We start from the raw sequence: 20,807 nt of genomic DNA, 5'->3' as shown, positions 1-20,807 counted from the left end.
TCTGCGATCCGCACGCCGTCAGGAGCGCGACGCCGACGATCACGGCGGGAAGGACGCGAGGAAGGGCGGTACGCATCGGACCACCCCACCAGGGTCACGGCCGTCCGGGCCATGACCGGGGCCACACCCTCCGTCACAGGCGTGTAACGGGTCGTCAGGCTCCGTCCTGTCGCTGTGTCAGTCCTCGCCGCAGATCCGCAGACCCTTCGGGGTCGCGCACAGCAGATGGCCGTGGGTGCAGATGGCCGTCAGGCCGCTGCCGCGGGCAAGGCGGTCCAGGAAGCCGGAGGCGAGTGAGTCGGCGGGCGGCAGGCCGTAGGTGTAGGTGTATTCGATCTCCCGGTAGGGGTACGGGTCGGCGTCGACGGAGTCGATGGACGGCTCGGCGCCGTCGATGGACAGCGGTCGTACGCCCGGGAGTCCGTTCCCGGAGCGCAGTTCGCTGTAACCGAGGGATCCGGGGAGGCGGGCCACCGTCGCCAGGACGTGTTCGGTGCTGTCGAGTTCGCAGCGGACGACCGCCGCGCGGGGGTCGTCCTTGTGCTCGCAGTCGCGTGAGGAGAGTGCGGGCTCGTTGCGTCCCAGCACACGCCGCTGGAAGACCTCCCGGGTGCCGGAGTCGGCGTCGCGGCTCACCAGCAGGATGGGGAGGTCGGGGCCGCCGAGGTCCTTCCAGTTGCGCCGGTGCAGCGGTGTGAAGCAGCGCTTCTCGCGTCGCTGTGGCCGCCCGGTGCGGATGCCGCGACACGCGTCGAAAACACGTTCGCCCTCGGGGGGATGTGCGGTAGCGTCCTCGCTCGACAGCGATCAATGCCCACTCTCGCCGCCAACGACCTTGCGAAGGTGGGCAGTTGCTCCGACTGTGCAAGGGGGATTTTCGATGAACAGAAGGAAGCGCGGGGCCGTCCTGGCCGTCGCTGCTGTCGCCTTCACGGGGATCGGCACGGCCGCCTTCTCGGCGACCATCACCGACAACATGTACCCGACGAAGAACACGTCGTGGTCGTGCAAGGACGGGAACCTCGGTGACGGCTTCTGCAAGACCGACAACAAGACGCTGACCGTCTATCTCCAGGGGAGCCTGTCGAGCGCGGGCAAGAAGAAGGTGAAGAACGCGCTCAACAAGCAGTACAAGCCCACCTACCTGACGGTGACCTACCACAAGAAGGCCAGCTACAGCGGCAGCAAGGAAACGGACATCATCTACCAGAAGGGCTCCGTTCCGTCCGGCTACCGAGGGTTCGCCTGGTGCAACGACTCGGTGGGCAACAACAAGTGCGACCAGCACTATGTGCGGTTCGCCAAGGCCAACCCGCCGGCCAGCACCGCCTGTCATGAGACCGGCCACGCGGTCGGGCTGACCCATGGCCAGAACGCCTCGCCCAAGCTGAAGCAGAACGACTCCCGGCTGGGCTGCATGGTGACGCCGTCGTCTTCTTCGTCGCTGGGCAAGCACAACAAGTCCATGATCAACAAGACCTACTGATCCGAGGGGTGTCACAGATGCAGCTCACACGCGGCAAAATGCTCGGCGCCCTGGCCACCACGGCGGTGGCGGGTTCGCTGGCCGGCGCATGGATAGGACTCCCGGGCGGCGAACAGGCCCGCGCGGCGGCCGGATCAGGTGCGGACGAGGTGGTCGTCGCTCACGCCGATGACGCTCTGCCGTCGGTGACCGGCACGGACTGGGTCACCCACGCCGACCAGGTCGCCGTCGTCCGCCCCACCGCCGAGAAGGAGATCCCGGCCAGCGCGGAGGAGAAGGAGGCCGGCGAGGGGTACATCGGACGGTCCGCGACCCTGAGTCTGGAGCGGGTGCTGTGGTCCCGTGCGGGTGCGTCCGCCGCGCCGGAGTCGGTCACGCTGGATGTGGCGGGCTGGACGTTCAAGGGCGAGGAACGCCACAAGTTCGCCGTGCACGACGCACCGAGGCTGGAGCAGGGCCACACCTACATCGTGGCCCTGGCCCATGAGGACGACGGCTCATGGTCGCTCCTGGGCAGCGGAGGGGTGCTGCCGTATGACGCGGGGACCGTCGGCAACGGCGAGTCCGAGGGCGTCGTTCACACCGTCGCCAAGGCGGACAAGGCCAACCGGCCGCTGTCCGTCGCCGCCAGGGCGGGCGCGCAGTCCGACAAGAGCCTGGAGGAACAGGCTCAGGGGCGTTCGGCCGAAGCGCTGGTCTCCCTGCTGAACAGCGCCAAGCCGGAGCCCGGCGCGCGCTGACCCCTGGCGGTACGTCTCTTCCGGGGCCCGGCACCGCTCCCGTGGGGCGGGACCGGGCCCTCTCGCCGACCGCGCGACGCCAAGCGCATCCGCGGGAGTGCGGCGACCGGCCGTCGAGCGTGCACGGGGCACCTCGTGGCCCGTCGCGCCCACGTGGCGGAGCCGCACATCGATACAGCCCCGCACCCCCTCGGAGCGCTGCCGAGCTGCTGGCTTTCACCAGGCCCGCTCAGCCCGTGGCAGCGGCGGGAGCGGGCCGGGTCGTGCGCAGCAGCTCCGCCAGCTCCTTCTCGGTCTTGCCGGTCATCTGCTCCTCGACGCTGCCCTCCACATGGTCCCCGCTCGAGGCGCTGTGGATCACGCCTTCGGACTCCCCGCTCCCGATGGTTCCGCCGTCATAGGGCAGCACCGCGCTGCTGCCGAGCGTGGACCATGAGCCGTCGTCCTCCCGGGCCAGCGCCACGATGTATGAGTGCCCTATCTCTATGCGGGGCGCATCCCGCACGGCGAACTTGTGGCGTTCCTCGCCCTTGAACGTCCAGCCCGCCACATCCAGCGTGACCGACTCCGGCGCGGCGGACGCACCCGCACGGGACCACAGCACCCGCTCCAGACTCAGGGTCGCGGACCGTCCGATGTACCCCTCGCCGGCCTCCTTCTCCTCCGCGCTGGCCGGGATCTCCTTCTCGGCGGTGGGGCGGACGACGGCGACCTGGTCGGCGTGGGTGACCCAGTCCGTGCCGGTCACCGACGGCAGAGCGTCGTCCGCCTCCGAACCCACCGTCACCTCGCTGCCGCCGCCAGTCTCTCCGCCCTCGCCATCGGCCAGGACCACTACGGCGGTCGCGGCGACAGCGCCCGCCGCCAGCGCCGCGCCTGCCCACAGCAGGGGAGTCCGCCCTCCCCACGCGGCGCCCGTCATGTCAGTCACCGGGGGTCTTGCCGCCTGCTCGCGCAGCAGCCCCTCAAGCTCGCGCTCGACCCTGCTGACGCCGACCGCCGGATCGTGAGCCGACAGCAGCTCCCGCACCTTTTCCGCGTCCCGTCCCATCCGCTGCTCCTTCCTCTTTCTCTTCTTCTCTTTCTTCTTCTCCGACTTCGTCCGTCGCCGATTCGGCCAAGGCCCGGTCCAGCAGCTTCCGCGCACGGTGCAGCCGCACGGAGAAGGCGGCGCGGCTGCAGCCCATCACCCGGGCCGCCTGCCGGACGTCCAGCCCCTCCCAGGCGACCAGCAGCAGCGCCTCCCGCGCGGGCTCCGGCAGTCGGTCGAGCGCCTCGGCCGCCGCCATGCGGTCCAGCGCGCTGTGCTCCGCCGCGGCGGCAAGGCGCTCATCCGCCGAGGCGACCATCAGTTCGTGCAGCCGCACCGAACGGCCCGCGGCCCGCACCGAATTGGCCACGGTCATCCGGGCGATCCCGTACAACCAGGGCAGCGGCTCGCCCCGGACCTCCGCCCGGCGTCTCCACGCCGTCAGATACACCTCGGACAGAGCGTCCTCCGCCTGATCGCGCGGCAGTCTGCGCCGCAGATACCGGAGCACGGACACGCTGGTGTCCCGGTACACCGCCTCAAACCCGGCCCAGTCGTCCACCAGCCTGCCCTCCCCTGTCCGAATGCCCTGCACCCTGTCTGTGTCCGGCGGAGGCGTCGGATTACGTCCCACCGCCACGAGGTCACGGCGGATCCCGCGGAGTCGCGGCGGGGCGCGGCGGAGGGCGGTTGCGGCGTGGTGACGCGCCCCTCACGGGCTGCCGTACGCCGGGTTCCGCATGATGCGGGCAGGTGATGCTGCCCCTCGGCCCGCTCTACCGGCTGCCCGCGCCCGGCAACCGCCGCTACCGTCGCGGCCTGCGGCCTGCGGCCTGCGGCCTGCGGCACCGCGCCATCGCCGAGCGGCGGGCCCAGACCGGCGGCCTCGACGACACATCGGCTGTTGGTGACGCACAGGCTGCCGGCGACAGACAGGCTGCCGAAACCACTCCGGCCGGGTGGCGGCTCCCCGCGGGCACCGCCCTGCTCTGCAGCGCCTACCCGCTCCAGCACCGGCCCGAGCTGTTCCCCGACCCCGAGCGCCCCGACCCCGAGCGCTTCGACCCCGGCCGCCGGCTCGTTCGGCCCGGCGACGGCCTCCCCTGGGGCGCTCATGCCCCGTTCGGCGGAGGCAGCCGAAAGTGCATCGGCGACCAGTTCGTTCTGATCGAGATGACCATGGCCCTGGTGCCGTCTGCAGGCGCTGGAAGCTGTGCCCCGAGCCCGGAGATCCACCCTGCACGTCCGGGCCCGGGGCACACTCGCCCCCGGCCGTCCGACCACGACCTGCCAGCCGCGCGGCAAGGCCGCCGACGGCTGATGGGCGCTGTCCCCTGCGTCAGGCCGTTGGGCGGAGCACGACGCGGGCCGGGCCCGTGGCGCGCAGGGTGATGCCCGTGTCGACGGGGACGGACAGATCCACCGCGTCCAGTTCGAACTCCTGGAGGATCATCGCCAGCGCCAGCACCGACTCCAGCATCGAGAAGTGCTGCCCGATGCAGGCGCGCGGACCGCCGCCGAAGGGGAACCAGGCGTACCGGGGACGTTCCTTCTCCCGCTCCGGGGTGAAGCGTTCGGGGTCGAAACGCTCGGGATCATCCCAGTAGCGGCTGTGCCGGTGGGTCACCCACGGCGAGATGATCACATCTGCCCCGGCCGGGATCACATGCCCGTCGATCTCCATCGCCTCCACCGAGCGCCGCCCGATGACCGGGCCGGCCGGATAGAGCCGCATCGCCTCCTTCAGCACCCGGGTGATGTACGGAAGCGAGTCGAGGTCCGCGGCCGTCGGTATGCGGCCCTTGAGGACGTCCGCCGCCTCGTCCCGCGCCCGTGCCTGGACCTCGCGGTGCCGGGCGAGGAGGTGGAGGGAGAAGGCGAGGGAGGTCGCCGTCGTCTCATGGCCCGCCAGCAGGAAGACCAGCACCTGGTCGCGGATCTCGGAAGCCCCGAGGGAACCGTCTTCCGCGCTCTCCGCCTGCGAGAGGAGAGTCAGCAGGTCGTTGCCCTTGGCTTCCTCGCCCATCGCACGACGGCGGGCGATGATCGCATCGCACACCCCGTACAGCTCGTCCATCGCAGCCGCGGCCCTGCGGTTGAAGGGCGTCGGCCATGAACGCGGCACGTTCGCGGGGGAGTAGCCGCGGGTGAGGGTGTAGTCCCCTATGACGGGGAAGCAGCGCTCCACCACGTCCACGGCCTCGTCGACGTCCGCACCTCCGAAGAGGATGCGGGTGACGGCGCGGAGAGTCAGCCGCGTCATCTCGTCGACGACGTCCACCGTGCCGCCGGGAGCGGCGTGCCAGCCCGCCGTGATCACGGCTGTCTCGGCGGTTATGGCGTCGGCGTACCCGTCCACCCGCCGCCGGGTGAACAGCGGCTGGACGAGTCGGCGCTGGCGCGTGTAGTCCGCGTCCTGGGCGGTCAGCAGACCGTTGCCGAAGGACTCCCGCACTTCCTGGTAAAAGGCGTTGTCCTTGCGGAAGTTGGCCGAATCCGTGGCGAGTACGCGCTGCGCCCCCTCGGCGGAGAACACCGCGTACAGCTCGAACCGCAGCCCGGGAGGTCCCGCGGTGATGCGGACGACGTCCCCGTGCTCGCGGTAGGCGCTGAGGTAGGTCCCGAGCGAGTCCTTCTTGAGATCGAACATCGAGCCCAGCAGGGGCAGACCCGAGGGGCCCGGCACCTGCCTGCCGGTCGTACCTGTGATCGTCATGGGGCCTCCTGCGTCGGAGAGGTCAGTCCGCCCAGCGAAGGAAGGTGCTCCGGGCGGCCGGAGTGACGGCGAAGGTGGGGCCGTCGGGGGTCTTGGAATCGCGGACGTGGACGGTGTGGGGGCAGGCGGCGGCCTCCACGCTCTCGCTGCCGCCGGGGCTGCTGCAGCCGGACTCGAACCAACGGAGGGTGCTGCTCATGCTCCTTCTCCTGCCAACTGTTCGATGAGCCCCGGAGATTCAGGCGGATCCGGGGCCTGTGCTCGGATCCTCGCATACCGCTGCGTGTATGTACTCACCTTCGACGGTTACTTGATCAGGATGCTCTGGCCTCTGTGGCTCCGGATGTACATGGCGGTCGTGTCGCCGGATCTCCAGTCCTCCGCGGCGGCGTCGTCCGCTTCCTTCGCGAGGTCGATGAGCGCCCTTGCCGGCGCCGCTGCCGCGACCGCCGTGCTCGGCGCCGGAGTGCTCGGCGCCGGAGTGGTCGGCATGTCGAGCCCCGCGTACGCCGCGCCGGGCAAGAGCGTCAGCAGCTGTGTGAAGACACGCACCTTCAACCAGGCCGGCGGCTACACCGTGCAGGTGCGCAACACCTGCAAGAAGTCGGTGAAGGTGAAGGTCATCATGCGGCTGGGCAAGGACAGCAAGTACACGACGATCAAGAAGGGCGCGGCTACTTCCACTACAGGACGAACGGGCTCGGCACGCGGAAGTCCACCGTCCGGTGCTGACGCCGTACGAACGGGCATGACGCAGCGAGGGCGCGGTGAGGGCGTGACGGAGTGAGGCGTCGGCGGGCGGTCTCAGGGGAGCCTCCCGGCCGGGGTGTCTCAGCCGGCCGCGCCGGCGTCCGCGTCCGCGCCCGCTCGCCCCTCCGCGAGGGTGTCCAGGGCCCTGGAGAGCCGTTCCAGCGTCTGAGCCGTCTCGGCGAAGGCGTCCGGGCCGCCGAGAGCGTCGCGGAGGCGGTGGGCGAGGTCGGCGTGGCCGGGGCCGATCTGCTCGACCGCCGCGCGGCCCTCGGGGGTCGCCTGAAGGAGCTTGGCCCGGCGGTGGGCGGGGTTGGGGGCGTACACCGCCAGGCCTTGATCGACCAGCAGATCGGCGATGCGCTGCACGCTCTGGCGGGTGATGCCCATGGTGCGGGCGATCCCGGCGACGGTCTGCGCACGGCGCAGTACGGCTCCGAGTACCTGCCAGCGGGCGGCGGTGAGCCCGGCCGGGCGGGCCAGTTCCTCGGAGACGGTGAGGAACTGGCCGTTGAGCCGGAAGACGCCCAGGGCGGTGCGGGTGAGCAGGTCCTGGGCCGCCCGGGTGCCGATGTTGGGTGTGCGCGGGACGTCGGGTGTGCGCGGGGTCTGGTCGCTCATGCCTGGAGAACCTCGTAGGCGGTCGGGTCGGAGTCGTGGAACAGCCGGTACCAGGCGTCCAGCTTCTCGCCCTCGTACACGCCGAGCATGGCGAAGACCTCGCGGGCGAAGGCGACCGGCTCGGTGGGGCCCGCGGTGATGACGCCGCGGTCGCGGACTGCGTCCGCGTCCCGGTAGCGGTCGCCGCCCTGGTAGCCGGTGGCGGCGAGATAGAAGGAGACGGCGCTGGTGTGGTCGCGGTCGTCGAGGAGCCCCTCGCGGGCGAGCCCGGCGGTGGCGCCGCAGATGGCGGCGACCGGGACGGCCGCCTCGGTGAACTCCCGCGCTTTGGCTGCGAAGGGTGCGAGGTCGTCGCCGGTGTCCCACAGGGCCGCGCCGGTGAGGATGAGCAGGGCGCTGTCCTCGGGGCGGAGGTCCGCGAGCGCCATGTCGGGCTGGATGCGGACGCCGCCCATGGTGGTGACGGGCCGGTCGGCGGCCGGGCCCACGGTCTTGACCGTGTAGCCGTGCTGGGCGAGGTGGGCTGTGGTGTGTCCGGTCTCCCAGTCGGCGTAGGTGTCGTACACGGCGAGATGGACGGTTTTCGCCGCTGCGGGTTTCGATGCCGCGGCCTTCGACGCAGGGGTGTTCATGGTGTCCTCCCGGGGGTGCTCCTGGACGCTTTTCCGTATGACAACATGCTGTCACTTGGACAGTGTGCTGTCAATCCTTTCGGGTGGGCCGCGACGGCCCGACACCCTGCCGATGAAAGTGGCCCAGGCCATACAAGGTGGCCATGTCCGCCCCTGCCTGCGCGTCCTTACCCTGGGCCGCATGACCCCTCATGCCGACCTCCACGCCGACCCGCGTACCGGCGCCGCGGTGAAGGCCGCCGACCGCGCGCACGTGTTCCACTCCTGGTCCGCCCAGGGCCTGATCGACCCGCTCGCCGTCGCCGGCGCCGAGGGCTCGTACTTCTGGGATTACGACGGCAACCGCTACCTCGACTTCACCAGCGGTCTCGTCTACACCAACGTCGGATACCAGCACCCGAAGATCGTCGCCGCGATCCAGGAGCAGGCAGGGAAGCTGGCGACCTTCGCACCGGCATTCGCGGTGGAGGCGCGGTCCGAGGCGGCCCGGCTGATCGCCGAGCGGACGCCCGGCGACCTCGACAAGATCTTCTTCACCAACGGCGGAGCCGAGGCCGTCGAGAACGCCATCCGGATGGCCCGGCTGCACACGGGCCGCCCCAAGGTGCTCTCCGCGTACCGCTCGTACCACGGCGGCACCGCGACGGCGATCAATGTGACGGGCGACCCCCGGCGCTGGCCGTCCGACAGCGGCACGGCGGGCGTCGTGCACTTCTGGGGGCCGTTCCTCTACCGCTCGCCCTTCTACTCCTCGACCGAGCAGGAGGAGTGCGCGCGGGCGCTGACGCACCTGGAGGACACGATCGCCTTCGAGGGGCCCGGCACGATCGCGGCGGTCGTCCTGGAGACGATCCCGGGGACCGCCGGCATCATGCCCCCGCCGCCCGGCTATCTCGCGGGCGTCCGGGAGATCTGCGACCGGTACGGAATCGTCTTCGTCCTCGACGAGGTGATGGCGGGCTTCGGGCGCACGGGCGCGTGGTTCGCGGCCGACCACTACGACGTGGTGCCCGACCTGCTGACCTTCGCCAAGGGCGTGAACTCCGGGTACGTCCCGCTGGGCGGGGTGGCGATCTCCGGCGCGATCGCCGAGACCTTCGAGACCCGGCCGTACCCCGGCGGGCTGACCTACTCCGGCCATCCGCTGGCCTGCGCCGCCGCAGTCGCGACCATCGACGCCATGGCGGAGGAGAACGTCGTCGAGCACGCCGCCCGCATCGGCGAGACGGTTCTCGGCCCCGGGCTGCGCGAACTGGCCGAGCGCCACCCGTCGGTGGGCGAGGTGCGCGGCTTGGGCGCCTTCTGGGCGCTGGACCTGGTCCGGGACCGCGCCACCCGCGAGCCTCTGGTCCCGTACAACGCCTCGGGCGAGGCGAACGCGCCGATGGCCGCGTTCGCCGCCGCCTGCAAGAAGAACGGCCTGTGGCCCTTCGTCAACATGAACCGCACCCACGCCGTCCCCGCCTGCAACATCACCGAGGCGGAGGCCAAGGAGGGCCTGGCGGCGCTGGACACGGCGCTGGCGGCGGCGGACGAGCACACCACGGCGGCCTGAAGCCGAAGGGCGTCCTGTCGCGTCAGCGGTCGAGGCCGTACCCGTACGAGCGGTCGAGGTCGTACGAGCGGTCGAGGTCGTACGAGGGGCACGCTGCGCCCCTCGTACGGCCTCGCCTTGGGCTCCCCCGTTGCGAGCACGCGGACGGGGGAGATCGCGGACCCGGCCCTCAGGCCGTACCGGGGGTCCGGGGGGTTGCCCCTGGTTGTGGGAAGGGGGACTCCCCCCGTGCCGCAGGGCGCAGGGGGAACGGTGGGGGAATCTCCACCTCCAGGAACCGCCTGCCCCGCGGGCCCTTGTACAGCAGCGCCTCCCAGCCCAGGTCCGTGAGCGCCGCTGCGCAGGCGGTGAGTCGGGGAGTCTCCTCGTGGGCGGCGGCGCTGCCCGGGGGGCCGAGCCAGTCGACGAGGACGAGCTCGGGGCGGTCGCCGGCGCGGACGCGGTAACCGGTGGCCGTGCGGCGGCCGGACGCGTCGACGGCGGAGGGCGGGAAGCCGGCGGCCTCCAGGGCGAGGGAGACGGCCCGGACCATGCGGAAGCGCTCCCAGGGCGCGGGCGCCGAGGCATCGCCCCCGCCGGTCAGCCGGCGGATCTGGAGCAGCGATTCAAAGGCTGTGCGCACCTCGGCCGCCCGCGCCGCGCCAGGCGCCCCCGGCCCGTCCCCCGTCGCGGGCTCGAAGGTCTCCGGCGAACCGTTCGGCATGATGTGACCCTCCTCCCTGTCGTAGACCGTAGCCGCGGCCCCTGGCCTATCGTGTCGGGGACCTGAAGACCTCGGCCGCCGGGACCGGCGGAGAAGGAGAAGGAGAACGCCACGATGCGCGGCACCGGCAGCCCCAGCGCTGTCACCCGCAACACCTTGCGGCAGCAGATAGCCGAGGCGCTGCGCGACGAGGTCCTGGCGGGGCGGCTGCGGCCGGGACAGGCGTTCACGGTCAAGGAGATCGCCGAGCAGTACGGCGTCTCGTCCACTCCGGTCCGCGAGGCCCTCGTCGACCTCTGCGCCCAGGGGCTGCTCGACTCCGACCAGCACCGGGGCTTCAAGGTCCACCGGTTCTCCGTGGACGACTACCGCGGCATGGTCGAGGCCCGTGCCCTCATCGCGGACGGCCTCTTCCGCGAACTCGCCTGCCGCGGGTCCGAGGCCGCCCCGCGGGGCCGGGCCCTGGTGTCCGTACGCCGCCGGGCCGAGGAGGCCGCCCGAGCTGCCCGCAGCGGGGATCTGGACATCCTCATCGGCTACGACCTGCGGTTCTGGCGGGAGCTCGGCGCGATCGTCGCCAACCGCTACATCGGTGACTTCCTGCACCGGCTGCGCGTGCAGTCCTGGGTCTTCGCCGTGCCCTATCTGCGGGGCGACGCCAGTCTGCGCGACTGGCTGTGGAGCGGGCACGAGGAGCTCATCGACGCCGTCGCCGGCGGGGACGCCGCCACGGCCGGGGCGGTGGTGCGGGCGTACAACGACCACGCCCTCGCCTGGGCGGCCTGCCTGGAGGCCCGGCACGCACGACAGCCGGGCCCCGGGTCGCGTCAGTCTGCCGCGGGTGTCCCGGGGGCGGCGGAGTCGGGTGGGCTCGCCGAGCCGGGCCAGGTTTCCGGGGGTTCCCGTGAGGCAGCCGGTCCGCGTCTGTCTGCCGCGGGTGCGCAGTCCGGCCCCGGGGCGTGGCACTCTGCCGGTGCGCAGTCCGGCCCCGGGTCGCTTCGGTCTGCCGCGGGAGTCCCGGGGGCGGTCGAGCCGCCGCGCCAGGGGAGCCGTCCGGTCCAGGTCGCCGAGCCGGTCCAGGTGCCCGAGCCGGGCCCGGCCGCCGAGCCGGTCCAGGTGCCCGAGCCGGTCCAGGTCGCCGAGCCGGGCCCGGCCGTCGGAGGCCCGCAGGTGGCGGCCGGGCAGCCGGGGCCCGTCACCGGCACACAGGAGCCGGCCGCGCCGCCGTGCCCCGCCGTCGCGGAGTCGCCGTGCCCCGCCGTCGCCGAGTCGCCGCGCCCCGTCGCCGATCCATGCGAGGCGACCGAGCAGTGAGCGTCGTCGACCTGTCCGTCGTCGTACCCGCCTACAACGAGGAAGCCCGGCTCCGCCCCACCCTCGACGCCATCTGCGCCCATCTGCGCGCCGAACCCGGCCGCTGGGGCGAGTGGGAGCTGATCGTCGTCGACGACGGCTCCACCGACGCCACCGCGGCGGTCGCCCGCGAGGCCGCCGCCGAGGAGCCCCGTATCCAGCTGATCAGCGGCCATGGCAACCGCGGCAAGGGCGACGCCCTGCGCCGCGGGGTCCTGGCCAGCTACGGCCGCCGGGTGCTGATCACGGACGCCGATCTCGCCACGCCCATCGAGGAGCTCGACCACCTCGACAAGCAGCTCGCCGCCGAGGACAGCGCCGCCGCGATCGGCTCGCGCGCCCACCCCGGGGCCCGGATCGAGGTGCACCAGCGCCGCAGCCGCGAATGGCTCGGCCGTCTGGGCAACCGGCTGATACGCGCCGTCGCCGTACCCGGCGTCCACGACACCCAGTGCGGTTTCAAGCTGCTCGAGGGGGAGCGGGCACGCGCCGCGTTCGCCGAGTCGCGGCTCGACGGCTGGGGCATCGACGTCGAGATACTGCGGGTCTTCCACCGGCAGGGGTGGCCCGTCACGGAGGTCCCGGTGCGCTGGTCGCACCAGCCCGGTTCCAAGGTCCGGCCGCTGGACTACGCCCGCGTCCTCGTCGAACTCGCCCGCCTGCGGGCCCGGGGCCTCCGCCGCGCCGACCTCGCCGTCACCGGGCTGTTCCTCCTCGCCTCCGTCCTGCTCTACAAGGGCCTCTGGGCCGACCTCGACCGCGGCTACCTCGCCGACGCGGGGCAGGACCAGAACCAGTGGGAGTGGTTCTTCGCGGTCACGGCCGACAACGTCAGCCACTTCAGAAACCCGCTGTTCACCACCCTGCAGAACAACCCCGACGGTGTGAACCTGATGGCCAACACCGTCATGCTGGGACTGTCCGTCCCGCTGACCCCCGTGACGCTCCTGCTGGGGCCCACGGTCACCTGGGCGCTCGTCCTCACCCTGGGCCTCGCCGCCACCGCCGCCGCCTGGTACTGGCTCTTCGTCCGAAGAGTCACCCGCAACCGGCCCGCCGCCGCCCTCGGCGCGGCCTTCGCTGCCTTCGCGCCGCCGATGGTCTCCCATGGCAACGCGCACCCCAACTTCCTCGCCCTGTTCCTGATCCCGGTGATCGCAGACCGGGCGCTGCGGCTTGCCGACCCGCGGCCGCGCATCGCACGGGACGGCACGCTGCTGGGCCTGCTCGCCGCGTACCAGATCTTCCTCGGCGAGGAGCCGCTGCTGCTCGCAGCCATGGGCATGCTGCTGTTCGCCCTCGCCTACGCCGCCGTTCGCAGGGACGTTGCGCGGGCCGTGTGGCGGCCCCTGCTGCGCGGCCTCGGGGTGGCCCTCGCCGTCTGTCTGCCGCTGGTCGCCTTTCCCCTGGGCTGGCAGTTCTTCGGCCCGCAGAGCTATACGGGCGTGCTGCACGGCGACAACACCGGCAACAGCCCTCTGGCCTTCCTCCAGTTCGCCGGGCGCTCGCTAGCGGGCTCCGACGCGGGCGCGGACCCGCTCGCCATGAACCGCACCGAGCAGAACGCCTTCTACGGCTGGCCGCTGATCGCGCTCGCCGCCGCGATCGCCGTCCGGCTGTGGAAACTGGCCGTCGTCAAGGCGGTGACGTTCACGGCGCTGGCGGCCGCGCTGCTCTCGCTGGGGGTGCGCTTCCGGATCCCGTACACGGACATCGTGCTGACCGGGCCGTGGCGCGCGCTCGCCCACCAGCCGCTGTTCGAGTCGGTCATCGAGTCCCGGGTCGCGATGGTCTGCGCCCCGGCGCTGGGCGTGCTGCTGGCGCTGGCCGCCGACCGGCTGGCCGCCACGCCGGTGCGGCTGCACCGCGCCGTCGGCTGCGCCGCGCTGGCGGCCGCGCTGGCGCCGGTGCTGCCGACCCCGTATCCCGTACGGGAGCGGCCGGAGGTCCCGGCCTTCTTCGCGTACGGCGCGTACCGCGGTTACGTCTCCGAAGGAGAGTCGGTGGTGACCGTGCCGCTGCCCAACCCGGGCAGTGCGGACGCCCTGCACTGGCAGACCTCGTCGGGCCTCGGCTTCTCCCTCGCCGGGGGCTACTTCAACGGCCCGTGGGGCCCGGACCGCATCGGCATCTACGGGGCCGTCCCGCGCCACACCTCCAACCTCCTCGACGACGTGCGCGCCACCGGACGGGTCCCGCAGCTGGGCCCCGCCTGGCAGGCGCAGGCGCGGCACGATCTTCAGGCGTGGCGCGCGGGGGTGGTCGTACTGCCGCCCACCTACCACGAACAGGCCCTGTACGAGACCGTGGAGAAGCTTCTCGGCCGTCCCGGGGAGCGGGTGGCCGGGGTGTGGGTATGGGACCTGTGAGGAGGCGGACGGCCGCGGTGGCCGCCCTTCGCCCTACAGGCAGGGGGCACTACGCTGTCCGTCCCTCAGACGATCCTGCAACTCCGTTGGAGAGCGAGCTTTCCGTTGGCCTGTGACCTGTGGCTGGTGCCCCTTGTCGATGTGCTGTGCCACAGCCCCGACAATCCCTTCGCCGAAGAAATCGCGTCCTATGACAAGGCGCTGACGGAGTCCGGCCTGCCCACCGTCCCGGTCTTCGCCTATATGCCGGGCCTTTCCGGGGACGTCGCGCCGGTCGCGGGCTTCGACTACGACGCGCTGCACTTCCTGCGCCGCGCCTATCTGCTCCAGCTGTGCGGGCTCGCGGTCACGCCGGTGGACGAACTGGGCGGCGACTACGAGCAGTTGCTGGAGATGTTCGAGTCAACGGCCCAGCAGTCGCATCTGGTGTGGCACTACGACCACGCGGGCGCGTATGTGCCGGTCGACTTCCCGGCCCCGCTGTCCAACGAGGAACTGCTCGCGGGCGGCGGACCGCTGGGCTCCACCCAGGGGTTGCTGCGCGAACTGGAGTACGTCGCCCAGTCGATCGGCATCGATCCGGTGAATCCGCCGGACGCGCCGTCGCCGCCGGAGCGGCCGACCACGCTGGAGGAGCCCGCGGGGCCGATCCCGTACGACGAGAGCCCGTTCGCGCGGGAACGCCATGTGTGGCTGGGGCTGCACGCCGCGGCGACCCGGAGCCTCGGCCAGGGGTCCATGATCATCTTCAGCTGACCGGGCCGCTCCGTTGCGCTCCGCACGTGCTGCCGCACACAGAGTCTCCGCATTCTCTTCGGGCGTGCGCCGTCCGACGCGGGGCGGAGCCCCGGGGCCGGGGCCGCAGCGCCCCTACCGCGGGGGCTCCGGCGGCCGCTGCCGCGGCATGTTGGGGCGTGCGACCGGCGGCAGCGGCATCCGGCCGGACGGATGCCCGTTCTCCGGCCGCGGCGGCACCGTGCCGTTCGTCTGCATCACCAGCGGCGTCGGGCCCGACCGGAACGCCACCATCCAGTCGGCAGTCTCCGCGCGCACCAGCTCCGTCACGTCCTCGGTGAACCGCCGCAGCACCGTCAGGCAGCGCTCCGCCGCCTCGCCCGCCGTCCCCTCCGTGGGGCCCAGCACCTCGCGCACGCTCTCCGAGGCCCAGTCGAACTGCAGGGTCTGCAGCCTGCGGTACACCGCCTGAGCCGTCGCGACGTCCCGCATCCACCCCGAGGTGAAGCCGAACCAGCGGTCGCACCCCAGGCAGGCCGCGGCGAGCAGCAGCGACACATAGCCCCAGCCTGCCGCGCCGTCGAGCCCCGTCGTCACCTCCAGGAGCGGCAGCGCGGCCCCCACGACGGCGCCGGCGGCCGTGCCCGCGCGCAGGATCCGGGCGGCGAGGCGTTTGCGGTCGCGGTCGGCCAGGTACCACGCGGCCGTGCGCAGCGCACCCGCCTCCACCCAGCGGTACAGCTCGTCGAGGCGCTCAGCGGGCTCGCCCCAGTCGCCGAGCGGAAGCGGCCTTCCGGTCAGATCGCCGGGCGACGGCTTGCCGTCCTTGCCGTCCTCATCCCGGGCGGGTCCCCCGGGCTGCATCTCCGGCTGGCTCACCGGTGCACTCCTTACGCTCTGCGCTCTGCTGTGCATCTGCGTCTGCGCATCTACATATGCTGACAAGCTGGTGCGCTCCGCCACTGTGCGTGACGCGAAGGCGCGCGGGCGTACTGATGCGCGCGCTCTTCCTACCGCCGAATGGTGGGCCATGACCTCGGAATCCCGGTAATTCCGCCCGCAAGAGGCCGTTGATCAGGTATGGGAGCAGCAGGTTACTCACTCGAAAGTGTCAGTCGCCGTCTGCGGCGCATGACGACCGCCGACCACGTAGGCTCGCCCTACCGAACATCGTCGTCGAACGTGCCAGGAGTGACCGTGATTCCCGGTGGTGGCCAGCCGAACATGCAGCAGCTGCTCCAGCAGGCCCAGAAGATGCAGCAGGACCTCGCCAAGGCGCAGGAGGAGCTGGCGCAGACCGAGGTGGCGGGCCAGGCGGGCGGCGGCCTGGTGACGGCCACGGTCACCGGCTCCGGCGAGCTGCGCGGCCTGGTGATCGACCCCAAGGCCGTGGACCCGGAGGACACCGAGACGCTCGCGGACCTGGTCGTCGCCGCGGTGCAGGCTGCGACGGAGAACGCGCAGCAGCTGCAGCAGGCCAAGCTGGGCCCGCTGGCGCAGGGCCTGGGCGGCATGCCGGGTCTTCCCTTCTAACGGGAGCCCGCAGGAACTACCGTACGTACCAGAGATCCGAGCAGGGCAGGAAAGGCGTTCCGTGTACGAAGGCGTGGTTCAGGACCTCATCGACGAACTGGGCAGGCTGCCCGGCGTCGGTCCCAAGAGCGCGCAGCGGATCGCCTTCCACATCCTCCAGGCCGAGCCGGCGGACGTCCGCCGGCTCGCGCACGCCCTGCTGGAGGTCAAGGACAAGGTGCGCTTCTGCACGGTGTGCGGCAACGTCGCCCAGCAGGAGCAGTGCGGCATCTGCCGCGACGCCCGCCGCGACCCGGCGGTCGTCTGCGTCGTGGAGGAGCCGAAGGACGTCGTCGCGATCGAGCGGACCCGGGAGTTCCGGGGGCGCTATCACGTCCTGGGCGGGGCGATCAGCCCCATCGAGGGCGTCGGCCCCGACGACCTGCGGATCCGCGAACTGCTTGCCCGGCTCGCGGACGGGACGGTCACCGAGCTGATCCTCGCCACCGACCCCAATCTGGAGGGCGAGGCCACCGCCACGTATCTGGCACGCATGGTCAAGCCGATGGGACTCAAGGTCACACGGCTGGCCAGCGGTCTCCCTGTGGGGGGAGACTTGGAATACGCCGACGAGGTCACGCTGGGACGTGCCTTCGAGGGGAGACGACTTCTCGATGTCTGACGCCATGTTGCACGCCGTAGGCCAGAACCCCGACGACTTCGCTGTCCAGATCGCCGACTCCATCGAGTCGTTCATCGTCGCGACCACCGAGGTCGCCAAGGGCGACGAGCCCGACAGCGCCGTCCCCTTCCTGCTGCTCGAGGTCTCCCAGCTGCTGCTGACCGGCGGCCGGCTGGGCGCGCACGAGGACATCGTCCCCGACGAGCGCTACGAGCCCGACGTGGGACCGGACCTGGACATGGACGATCTGCGTGAGCGCTTCGCCAGGCTCCTTGACCCGGTCGACGTCTTCTCCGAGGTGTTCGACCCGTACGAGCCGCGCAAGGCGCCGGTCGCCTGCCGGGTCTCGGACAACCTCGCCGACATCGTCGCCGACCTGCGCCACGGCCTGGTGCACTACCGCGAGGGCCGCACCAGCGAGGCGCTGTGGTGGTGGCAGTTCTCGTACTTCTCCAACTGGGGCCCGACGGCCTCGGCCACCCTGCGCGCCCTGCAGTCCCTGGTCGCCCATGTCCGCCTGGACCAGCCCCTCCAGGCGCTGGACGGCCTGGACACGGACGAGGACCTGGGCGAGGACGCCCTGGCCGAGGAGGCGGGCCGGGTCATGGCCGAGGAGATCGCGGCCCCCCTGGGCCTGCGCACACCCGCGAGCTGAGCGGACGCGCCCGCGGCGGCCGGGCCGCGGGCGCTGGGGGGAGGGCGCGATGCGCGCATGGTGGAGACGGTTCCGGGCCCCGGCGGCAGAGGAGTTCCTCGAGGCTCCGGACGAGGAGCTGGATGCCGCGGCCGAGCGCTATGTCCAGCGGTTACGGCGCTTCTACGACGTCCGTGCGCGCTGGCACCGGCGGGGCTACCGGCTGACCGGGATCGTCGTGATCCTCGTCGGCGCGCTGCTGCCGTTCCTGGCGACGGCGGAGTACGCGCACAAGGAATCGGTGCTCGCCCTGGCGGGGGTGACGATCTCCGTGGTCACCGCGCTGCGTTCGTTCTTCCGCTTCGACCAGTCGTGGGTGCTGCTGCGCAATGCCGAGATCGCGATCACCGAGGAGTATCTGGGCTGGAAGCTCCAGCGGCGCTGTGACGGCGAGCAGCCGGCGGCAGCGGCCCGGCGGCTGATCGAGGCGGTGGTCCGCATTCGCCGCGACGAGGCCGGCGAGTACTTCAAAGAGCTGCCCTCGCCTCAGCCGGGCGTCGACGGCCAGGTGTCGGTTCCCACCCCCGGCAGGCGGCAGGTCTGAGGGTCCGGTGCAGACTGGAAGAGTACGGCGCAGGACTGTGGCTTGGGACACATCGAGGCGTGGGTCCGGCAGGTCAGGGCAGGCGCAGCCCCGGAGCGGACCGGCTCCGCCGCGTGATCGCACGGTGAGCGGGACATCTCACGATGTGGTATCTCGGGGTCGGAGTCCGGTCGCTCGTTAGACTGAGCCGACTGCGGCAGACTGCCGCAAACTGAACCGAGCGAGGAGCGCACGTGGGCCTTGTCGTGCAGAAGTACGGAGGCTCCTCCGTTGCCGATGCCGAAGGCATCAAGCGCGTCGCCAAGCGGATCGTCGATGCCAAGAAGAACGGCCACCAGGTCGTTGTGGTGGTATCCGCGATGGGCGACACGACGGACGAGCTGATCGATCTCGCCGGGCAGGTATCCCCGATGCCTACCGGGCGCGAATTCGACATGCTGCTGACCGCGGGAGAGCGCATCTCCATGGCCCTGCTGGCCATGGCGATCAAAAACCTGGGCCACGAGGCCCAGTCGTTCACCGGCAGCCAGGCAGGCGTCATCACCGACTCGGTCCACAACAAGGCGCGCATCATCGATGTGACGCCGGGCCGGATCCGTACGGCGCTCGACGAGGGCAACATCGCCATCGTCGCCGGCTTCCAGGGCGTGTCGCAGGACAAGAAGGACATCACCACGCTCGGCCGCGGCGGTTCCGACACCACGGCCGTCGCCCTCGCCGCGGCGCTCGACGCCGAGGTCTGCGAGATCTACACCGACGTCGACGGCGTCTTCACCGCCGACCCGCGGGTCGTGAAGAAGGCGAAGAAGATCGACTGGATCTCCTTCGAGGACATGCTGGAGCTGGCCGCCTCCGGCTCCAAGGTGCTGCTGCACCGTTGCGTCGAGTACGCACGCCGTTACAACATCCCGATCCACGTCCGCTCGTCCTTCTCCGGACTGCGGGGCACCTGGGTCAGCAACGAACCACATGTCGAGCAGGGAGCCCAGAAGGTGGAGCACGCCATCATCTCCGGAGTCGCCCACGACGTCTCCGAGGCCAAGGTCACCGTCGTCGGAGTGCCGGACAAGCCGGGCGAGGCCGCGGCGATCTTCCGGGCGATCGCCGACGCGGAGATCAACATCGACATGGTGGTGCAGAACGTCTCCGCCGCCACCACCCATCTCACCGACATCTCCTTCACCCTTCCCAAGACCGACGGCCGCAAGGCCATCGACGCCCTGGAGAAGGCGAAGGCCGCGGTCGGCTTCGAGTCGCTGCGCTACGACGACCAGATCGGCAAGATCTCCCTCGTCGGCGCGGGAATGAAGACCAACCCAGGCGTCACCGCCTCCTTCTTCGAGGCCCTGTCCGACGCGGGCGTGAACATCGAGCTGATCTCCACCTCCGAGATCCGCATCTCCGTGGTCACCCGCGCCGAGGACGTCAACAACGCCGTGCGCGCCGTCCACACCGCCTTCGGGCTCGACTCCGACTCCGACGAGGCGGTCGTCTACGGGGGCACCGGGCGATGACCCGCAAGCCGGCGCTCGCGGTCGTCGGAGCGACCGGGGCCGCCGGCGCGGTCATGCTCCAGATCCTGTCGCAGCACGCGGACGTCTGGGGCGAGATCAGGCTGCTCTCCTCGCCGCGTTCGGCCGGCCGCAAGCTGGCCGTGCGCGGCGAGGAGTGCGAGGTGTCGGCGCTCGCCGAAGAGGCCCTCGACGGGATCGACGTGGCCGTCTTCCTGGCGCCGCGCGAGGTGGCGGAGCGCTGGGCGCCCATCGCCGCCGCCAAGGGCGCGGTCGCAGTGGACACCTCCGCCGCCTTCCGGCTGGAGGCGGACGTCCCGCTGGTGGTGCCGGAGGTCAATCCGCACTCCGTGCGGGTGCGCCCGCGCGGCATCGTCGCCAGCCCGCACGACACCACGCTCGCGCTGCTCCCCGCGGTGGGCGCGCTGCACGCCGCGTTCGGGCTGCGGGAACTGGTCGTCTCCACCTATCAGGCCGCCAGCGGCGCGGGCCGGGACGCGGTCTCCGCGCTGCGGGCGCAGCTCTCCCTGGTCGCCGGCACGGAACTGGGCGCGGGCCCCGGGGACGTACGCCGGGCCGTGGGCGACGACCTCGGCCCGTTCCCCGCCCCGCTCGCGCTCAATGTCGTGCCCTTCGCGGGCGCGCTCCAGGAGGACGGCTGGTCCTCCGAGGAGCTGGGGCTGCGGGCCGAGACCCGCAAGATCCTCGACCTGCCGGGGCTGCCGGTGACCGCCACCTGCGTCCGGGTCCCGGTCGTCACCACCCACTCCCTGGCCGTGCACGCGCGTTTCGAGAACGAGGTCACGGTGGAACGGGCGCACGAGGTCCTGGCCACCTCGCCGGGCGTCGTGCTGTACGACAGCCCGGAGGCCGGGGACTTCCCGACCCCCGCGGACGTCGTCGGCACCGATCCGACCTGGGTGGGGCGGGTCCGGCGGTCCCCGGACGACCCCGCCGCGCTGTCGCTGTTCGTCTGCGGCGACAATCTGCGCAAGGGAGCCGCGCTCAACTCCGCGCAGATCGCGGAGGCCGTCGCGGCCGAGCTGGGTTCCGGCCGCTGATGAGCCCGGCACGCATACGCCGTGGCTTTGTAAGATCCGTGTAAGTACTGTGACCGAGTCGCAGGTCTGTACCTATTGAACGGGTGCACAAGGGTGTTCGACCATGCAGGTCCCGC

At 71.6% G+C, this 20,807-nt stretch carries 21 protein-coding genes and 2 pseudogenes; 14 read left to right on the top strand and 9 right to left on the bottom strand.

Translation table 11 applies throughout. The features are described 5' to 3' along the window. Nucleotides 1-177: 177 nt before the first annotated feature. Nucleotides 178-678 (bottom strand): annotated as a pseudogene (locus QCN29_RS03190) (substrate-binding domain-containing protein); the annotation flags it as partial. Between the two features lie 202 nt (nt 679-880). Between QCN29_RS03190 and QCN29_RS03185 the strand changes: the two are divergent. Continuing rightward, the gene (locus QCN29_RS03185; protein ID WP_279926091.1) at nt 881-1,486 is read left to right on the top strand and encodes a hypothetical protein; all 606 of its coding nucleotides are present in this window, start codon (nt 881-883) and stop codon (nt 1,484-1,486) included. A gap of 17 nt (nt 1,487-1,503) precedes the next feature. Beyond that, nucleotides 1,504-2,226 (top strand): hypothetical protein, encoded by a 723-nt coding sequence (locus tag QCN29_RS03180; protein WP_279926090.1) that lies wholly within the window; start codon nt 1,504-1,506, stop codon nt 2,224-2,226. A 229-nt stretch (nt 2,227-2,455) separates the two neighbouring features. On the opposite strand, the gene QCN29_RS03175 is transcribed toward QCN29_RS03180, so the two are convergent. Both QCN29_RS03175 and QCN29_RS03170 read right to left on the bottom strand, forming a co-directional pair. Beyond that, nucleotides 2,456-3,277 carry a hypothetical protein gene (locus QCN29_RS03175; RefSeq protein WP_279926089.1) on the bottom strand — a complete coding sequence of 274 codons (822 nt, stop codon included), beginning with the start codon at nt 3,275-3,277 and terminating at the stop codon, nt 2,456-2,458. Next, a complete protein-coding gene (locus tag QCN29_RS03170; RefSeq protein ID WP_279926088.1) occupies nt 3,192-3,818 on the bottom strand; it encodes an RNA polymerase sigma factor in 627 nt (208 codons plus the stop codon). The genes QCN29_RS03175 and QCN29_RS03170 overlap by 86 nt, the downstream gene beginning before the upstream one ends. Before the next feature lie 194 nt (nt 3,819-4,012). On the opposite strand from QCN29_RS03170, the gene QCN29_RS03165 reads away from it, so the two are divergent. After that, nucleotides 4,013-4,648: a cytochrome P450 gene (locus tag QCN29_RS03165; RefSeq protein WP_279926156.1), complete on the top strand. Its 636-nt coding sequence runs from the start codon at nt 4,013-4,015 to the stop codon at nt 4,646-4,648. Here the strand turns inward: QCN29_RS03165 and QCN29_RS03160 are convergent. Both QCN29_RS03160 and QCN29_RS03155 read right to left on the bottom strand, forming a co-directional pair. Continuing rightward, entirely contained in the window at nt 4,596-5,972 is a 1,377-nt protein-coding gene (locus QCN29_RS03160; RefSeq protein WP_279926087.1) for a cytochrome P450, read from the bottom strand. The genes QCN29_RS03165 and QCN29_RS03160 overlap by 53 nt on opposite strands. A 22-nt stretch (nt 5,973-5,994) precedes the next feature. After that, the gene (locus QCN29_RS03155) at nt 5,995-6,171 is read right to left on the bottom strand and encodes a DUF397 domain-containing protein (RefSeq protein WP_279926086.1); all 177 of its coding nucleotides are present in this window, start codon (nt 6,169-6,171) and stop codon (nt 5,995-5,997) included. 120 nt (nt 6,172-6,291) lie between these two features. Here QCN29_RS03155 and QCN29_RS03150 point away from each other — a divergent pair, with 120 nt between their 5' ends. Continuing rightward, nucleotides 6,292-6,759, top strand: a complete 468-nt coding sequence (locus QCN29_RS03150) for a hypothetical protein (protein ID WP_279926085.1) — start codon at nt 6,292-6,294, stop codon at nt 6,757-6,759. A 44-nt stretch (nt 6,760-6,803) separates the two neighbouring features. Here QCN29_RS03150 and QCN29_RS03145 read toward each other — a convergent pair whose 3' ends face one another. Both QCN29_RS03145 and QCN29_RS03140 read right to left on the bottom strand, forming a co-directional pair. Then, nucleotides 6,804-7,340 (bottom strand): MarR family winged helix-turn-helix transcriptional regulator, encoded by a 537-nt coding sequence (locus QCN29_RS03145; protein ID WP_279926084.1) that lies wholly within the window; start codon nt 7,338-7,340, stop codon nt 6,804-6,806. Next, a complete protein-coding gene (locus QCN29_RS03140) occupies nt 7,337-7,972 on the bottom strand; it encodes a DJ-1/PfpI family protein (protein ID WP_279926082.1) in 636 nt (211 codons plus the stop codon). Before QCN29_RS03140 ends, QCN29_RS03145 begins: the two co-directional genes overlap by 4 nt. Before the next feature lie 181 nt (nt 7,973-8,153). On the opposite strand from QCN29_RS03140, the gene QCN29_RS03135 reads away from it, so the two are divergent. Then, nucleotides 8,154-9,527, top strand: coding sequence for an aspartate aminotransferase family protein (locus QCN29_RS03135; RefSeq protein WP_279926080.1), 1,374 nt, complete (start codon nt 8,154-8,156; stop codon nt 9,525-9,527). A gap of 169 nt (nt 9,528-9,696) precedes the next feature. Here QCN29_RS03135 and QCN29_RS03130 read toward each other — a convergent pair whose 3' ends face one another. Continuing rightward, nucleotides 9,697-10,230, bottom strand: a complete 534-nt coding sequence (locus tag QCN29_RS03130; protein WP_279926079.1) for a hypothetical protein — start codon at nt 10,228-10,230, stop codon at nt 9,697-9,699. Between the two features lie 114 nt (nt 10,231-10,344). On the opposite strand from QCN29_RS03130, the pseudogene QCN29_RS03125 reads away from it, so the two are divergent. The 3 genes and pseudogenes from QCN29_RS03125 to QCN29_RS03115 all read left to right on the top strand — a co-directional run. Then, nucleotides 10,345-11,046, top strand: a pseudogene (locus QCN29_RS03125) (GntR family transcriptional regulator); the annotation flags it as partial. A gap of 476 nt (nt 11,047-11,522) precedes the next feature. Beyond that, nucleotides 11,523-13,952, top strand: coding sequence for a dolichyl-phosphate beta-glucosyltransferase (locus QCN29_RS03120; protein WP_279926078.1), 2,430 nt, complete (start codon nt 11,523-11,525; stop codon nt 13,950-13,952). Nucleotides 13,953-14,057: 105 nt separating this feature from the next. Next, a complete protein-coding gene (locus QCN29_RS03115) occupies nt 14,058-14,708 on the top strand; it encodes a hypothetical protein (RefSeq protein ID WP_279926077.1) in 651 nt (216 codons plus the stop codon). Between the two features lie 114 nt (nt 14,709-14,822). Here QCN29_RS03115 and QCN29_RS03110 read toward each other — a convergent pair whose 3' ends face one another. Next, complete coding sequence (locus QCN29_RS03110; RefSeq protein ID WP_279926076.1) at nt 14,823-15,566, bottom strand: SLATT domain-containing protein; 744 nt, start codon at nt 15,564-15,566, stop codon at nt 14,823-14,825. A 318-nt stretch (nt 15,567-15,884) separates the two neighbouring features. On the opposite strand from QCN29_RS03110, the gene QCN29_RS03105 reads away from it, so the two are divergent. The 6 genes from QCN29_RS03105 (at nt 15,885) to QCN29_RS03080 (ending at nt 20,691) form a co-directional block, all read left to right on the top strand. Beyond that, a complete protein-coding gene (locus tag QCN29_RS03105; RefSeq protein ID WP_240134526.1) occupies nt 15,885-16,220 on the top strand; it encodes a YbaB/EbfC family nucleoid-associated protein in 336 nt (111 codons plus the stop codon). Between the two features lie 61 nt (nt 16,221-16,281). Further along, entirely contained in the window at nt 16,282-16,881 is a 600-nt protein-coding gene (gene recR, locus QCN29_RS03100; RefSeq protein ID WP_240134392.1) for a recombination mediator RecR, read from the top strand. Beyond that, nucleotides 16,874-17,536, top strand: a complete 663-nt coding sequence (locus QCN29_RS03095) for a DUF5063 domain-containing protein (protein WP_240134391.1) — start codon at nt 16,874-16,876, stop codon at nt 17,534-17,536. Before recR ends, QCN29_RS03095 begins: the two co-directional genes overlap by 8 nt. A 49-nt stretch (nt 17,537-17,585) precedes the next feature. Continuing rightward, on the top strand, nt 17,586-18,119 hold the full coding sequence (locus QCN29_RS03090; protein WP_279926075.1) for a DUF4231 domain-containing protein: 534 nt from the start codon (nt 17,586-17,588) through the stop codon (nt 18,117-18,119). A gap of 233 nt (nt 18,120-18,352) precedes the next feature. Beyond that, entirely contained in the window at nt 18,353-19,633 is a 1,281-nt protein-coding gene (locus QCN29_RS03085) for an aspartate kinase (RefSeq protein WP_240134390.1), read from the top strand. Next, nucleotides 19,630-20,691, top strand: coding sequence for an aspartate-semialdehyde dehydrogenase (locus QCN29_RS03080; RefSeq protein WP_279926074.1), 1,062 nt, complete (start codon nt 19,630-19,632; stop codon nt 20,689-20,691). The genes QCN29_RS03085 and QCN29_RS03080 overlap by 4 nt, the downstream gene beginning before the upstream one ends. Nucleotides 20,692-20,807: the final 116 nt, after the last annotated feature.

Source organism: Streptomyces chengmaiensis (assembly GCF_029846775.1).
GTDB classification, from domain to species: Bacteria; Actinomycetota; Actinomycetes; order Streptomycetales; family Streptomycetaceae; genus Streptomyces; species Streptomyces chengmaiensis.
This window is presented reverse-complemented; position numbering and strand designations above follow the sequence as displayed.

Coding starts and splice junctions, on each gene's coding strand:
- QCN29_RS03130 (WP_279926079.1), bottom strand. CDS start 10,230: ATGCCGAACGGTTCGCCGGAGACCTTCGAGCCCGCGACGGGGGACGGG.
- QCN29_RS03165 (WP_279926156.1), top strand. CDS start 4,013: ATGCTGCCCCTCGGCCCGCTCTACCGGCTGCCCGCGCCCGGCAACCGC.
- QCN29_RS03145 (WP_279926084.1), bottom strand. CDS start 7,340: ATGAGCGACCAGACCCCGCGCACACCCGACGTCCCGCGCACACCCAAC.
- QCN29_RS03080 (WP_279926074.1), top strand. CDS start 19,630: ATGACCCGCAAGCCGGCGCTCGCGGTCGTCGGAGCGACCGGGGCCGCC.
- QCN29_RS03155 (WP_279926086.1), bottom strand. CDS start 6,171: ATGAGCAGCACCCTCCGTTGGTTCGAGTCCGGCTGCAGCAGCCCCGGC.
- QCN29_RS03135 (WP_279926080.1), top strand. CDS start 8,154: ATGACCCCTCATGCCGACCTCCACGCCGACCCGCGTACCGGCGCCGCG.
- QCN29_RS03185 (WP_279926091.1), top strand. CDS start 881: ATGAACAGAAGGAAGCGCGGGGCCGTCCTGGCCGTCGCTGCTGTCGCC.
- QCN29_RS03090 (WP_279926075.1), top strand. CDS start 17,586: ATGCGCGCATGGTGGAGACGGTTCCGGGCCCCGGCGGCAGAGGAGTTC.
- QCN29_RS03160 (WP_279926087.1), bottom strand. CDS start 5,972: ATGACGATCACAGGTACGACCGGCAGGCAGGTGCCGGGCCCCTCGGGT.
- QCN29_RS03150 (WP_279926085.1), top strand. CDS start 6,292: ATGCTCTGGCCTCTGTGGCTCCGGATGTACATGGCGGTCGTGTCGCCG.
- QCN29_RS03180 (WP_279926090.1), top strand. CDS start 1,504: ATGCAGCTCACACGCGGCAAAATGCTCGGCGCCCTGGCCACCACGGCG.
- QCN29_RS03140 (WP_279926082.1), bottom strand. CDS start 7,972: ATGAACACCCCTGCGTCGAAGGCCGCGGCATCGAAACCCGCAGCGGCG.
- QCN29_RS03175 (WP_279926089.1), bottom strand. CDS start 3,277: ATGGGACGGGACGCGGAAAAGGTGCGGGAGCTGCTGTCGGCTCACGAT.
- QCN29_RS03095 (WP_240134391.1), top strand. CDS start 16,874: ATGTCTGACGCCATGTTGCACGCCGTAGGCCAGAACCCCGACGACTTC.
- QCN29_RS03120 (WP_279926078.1), top strand. CDS start 11,523: ATGCGAGGCGACCGAGCAGTGAGCGTCGTCGACCTGTCCGTCGTCGTA.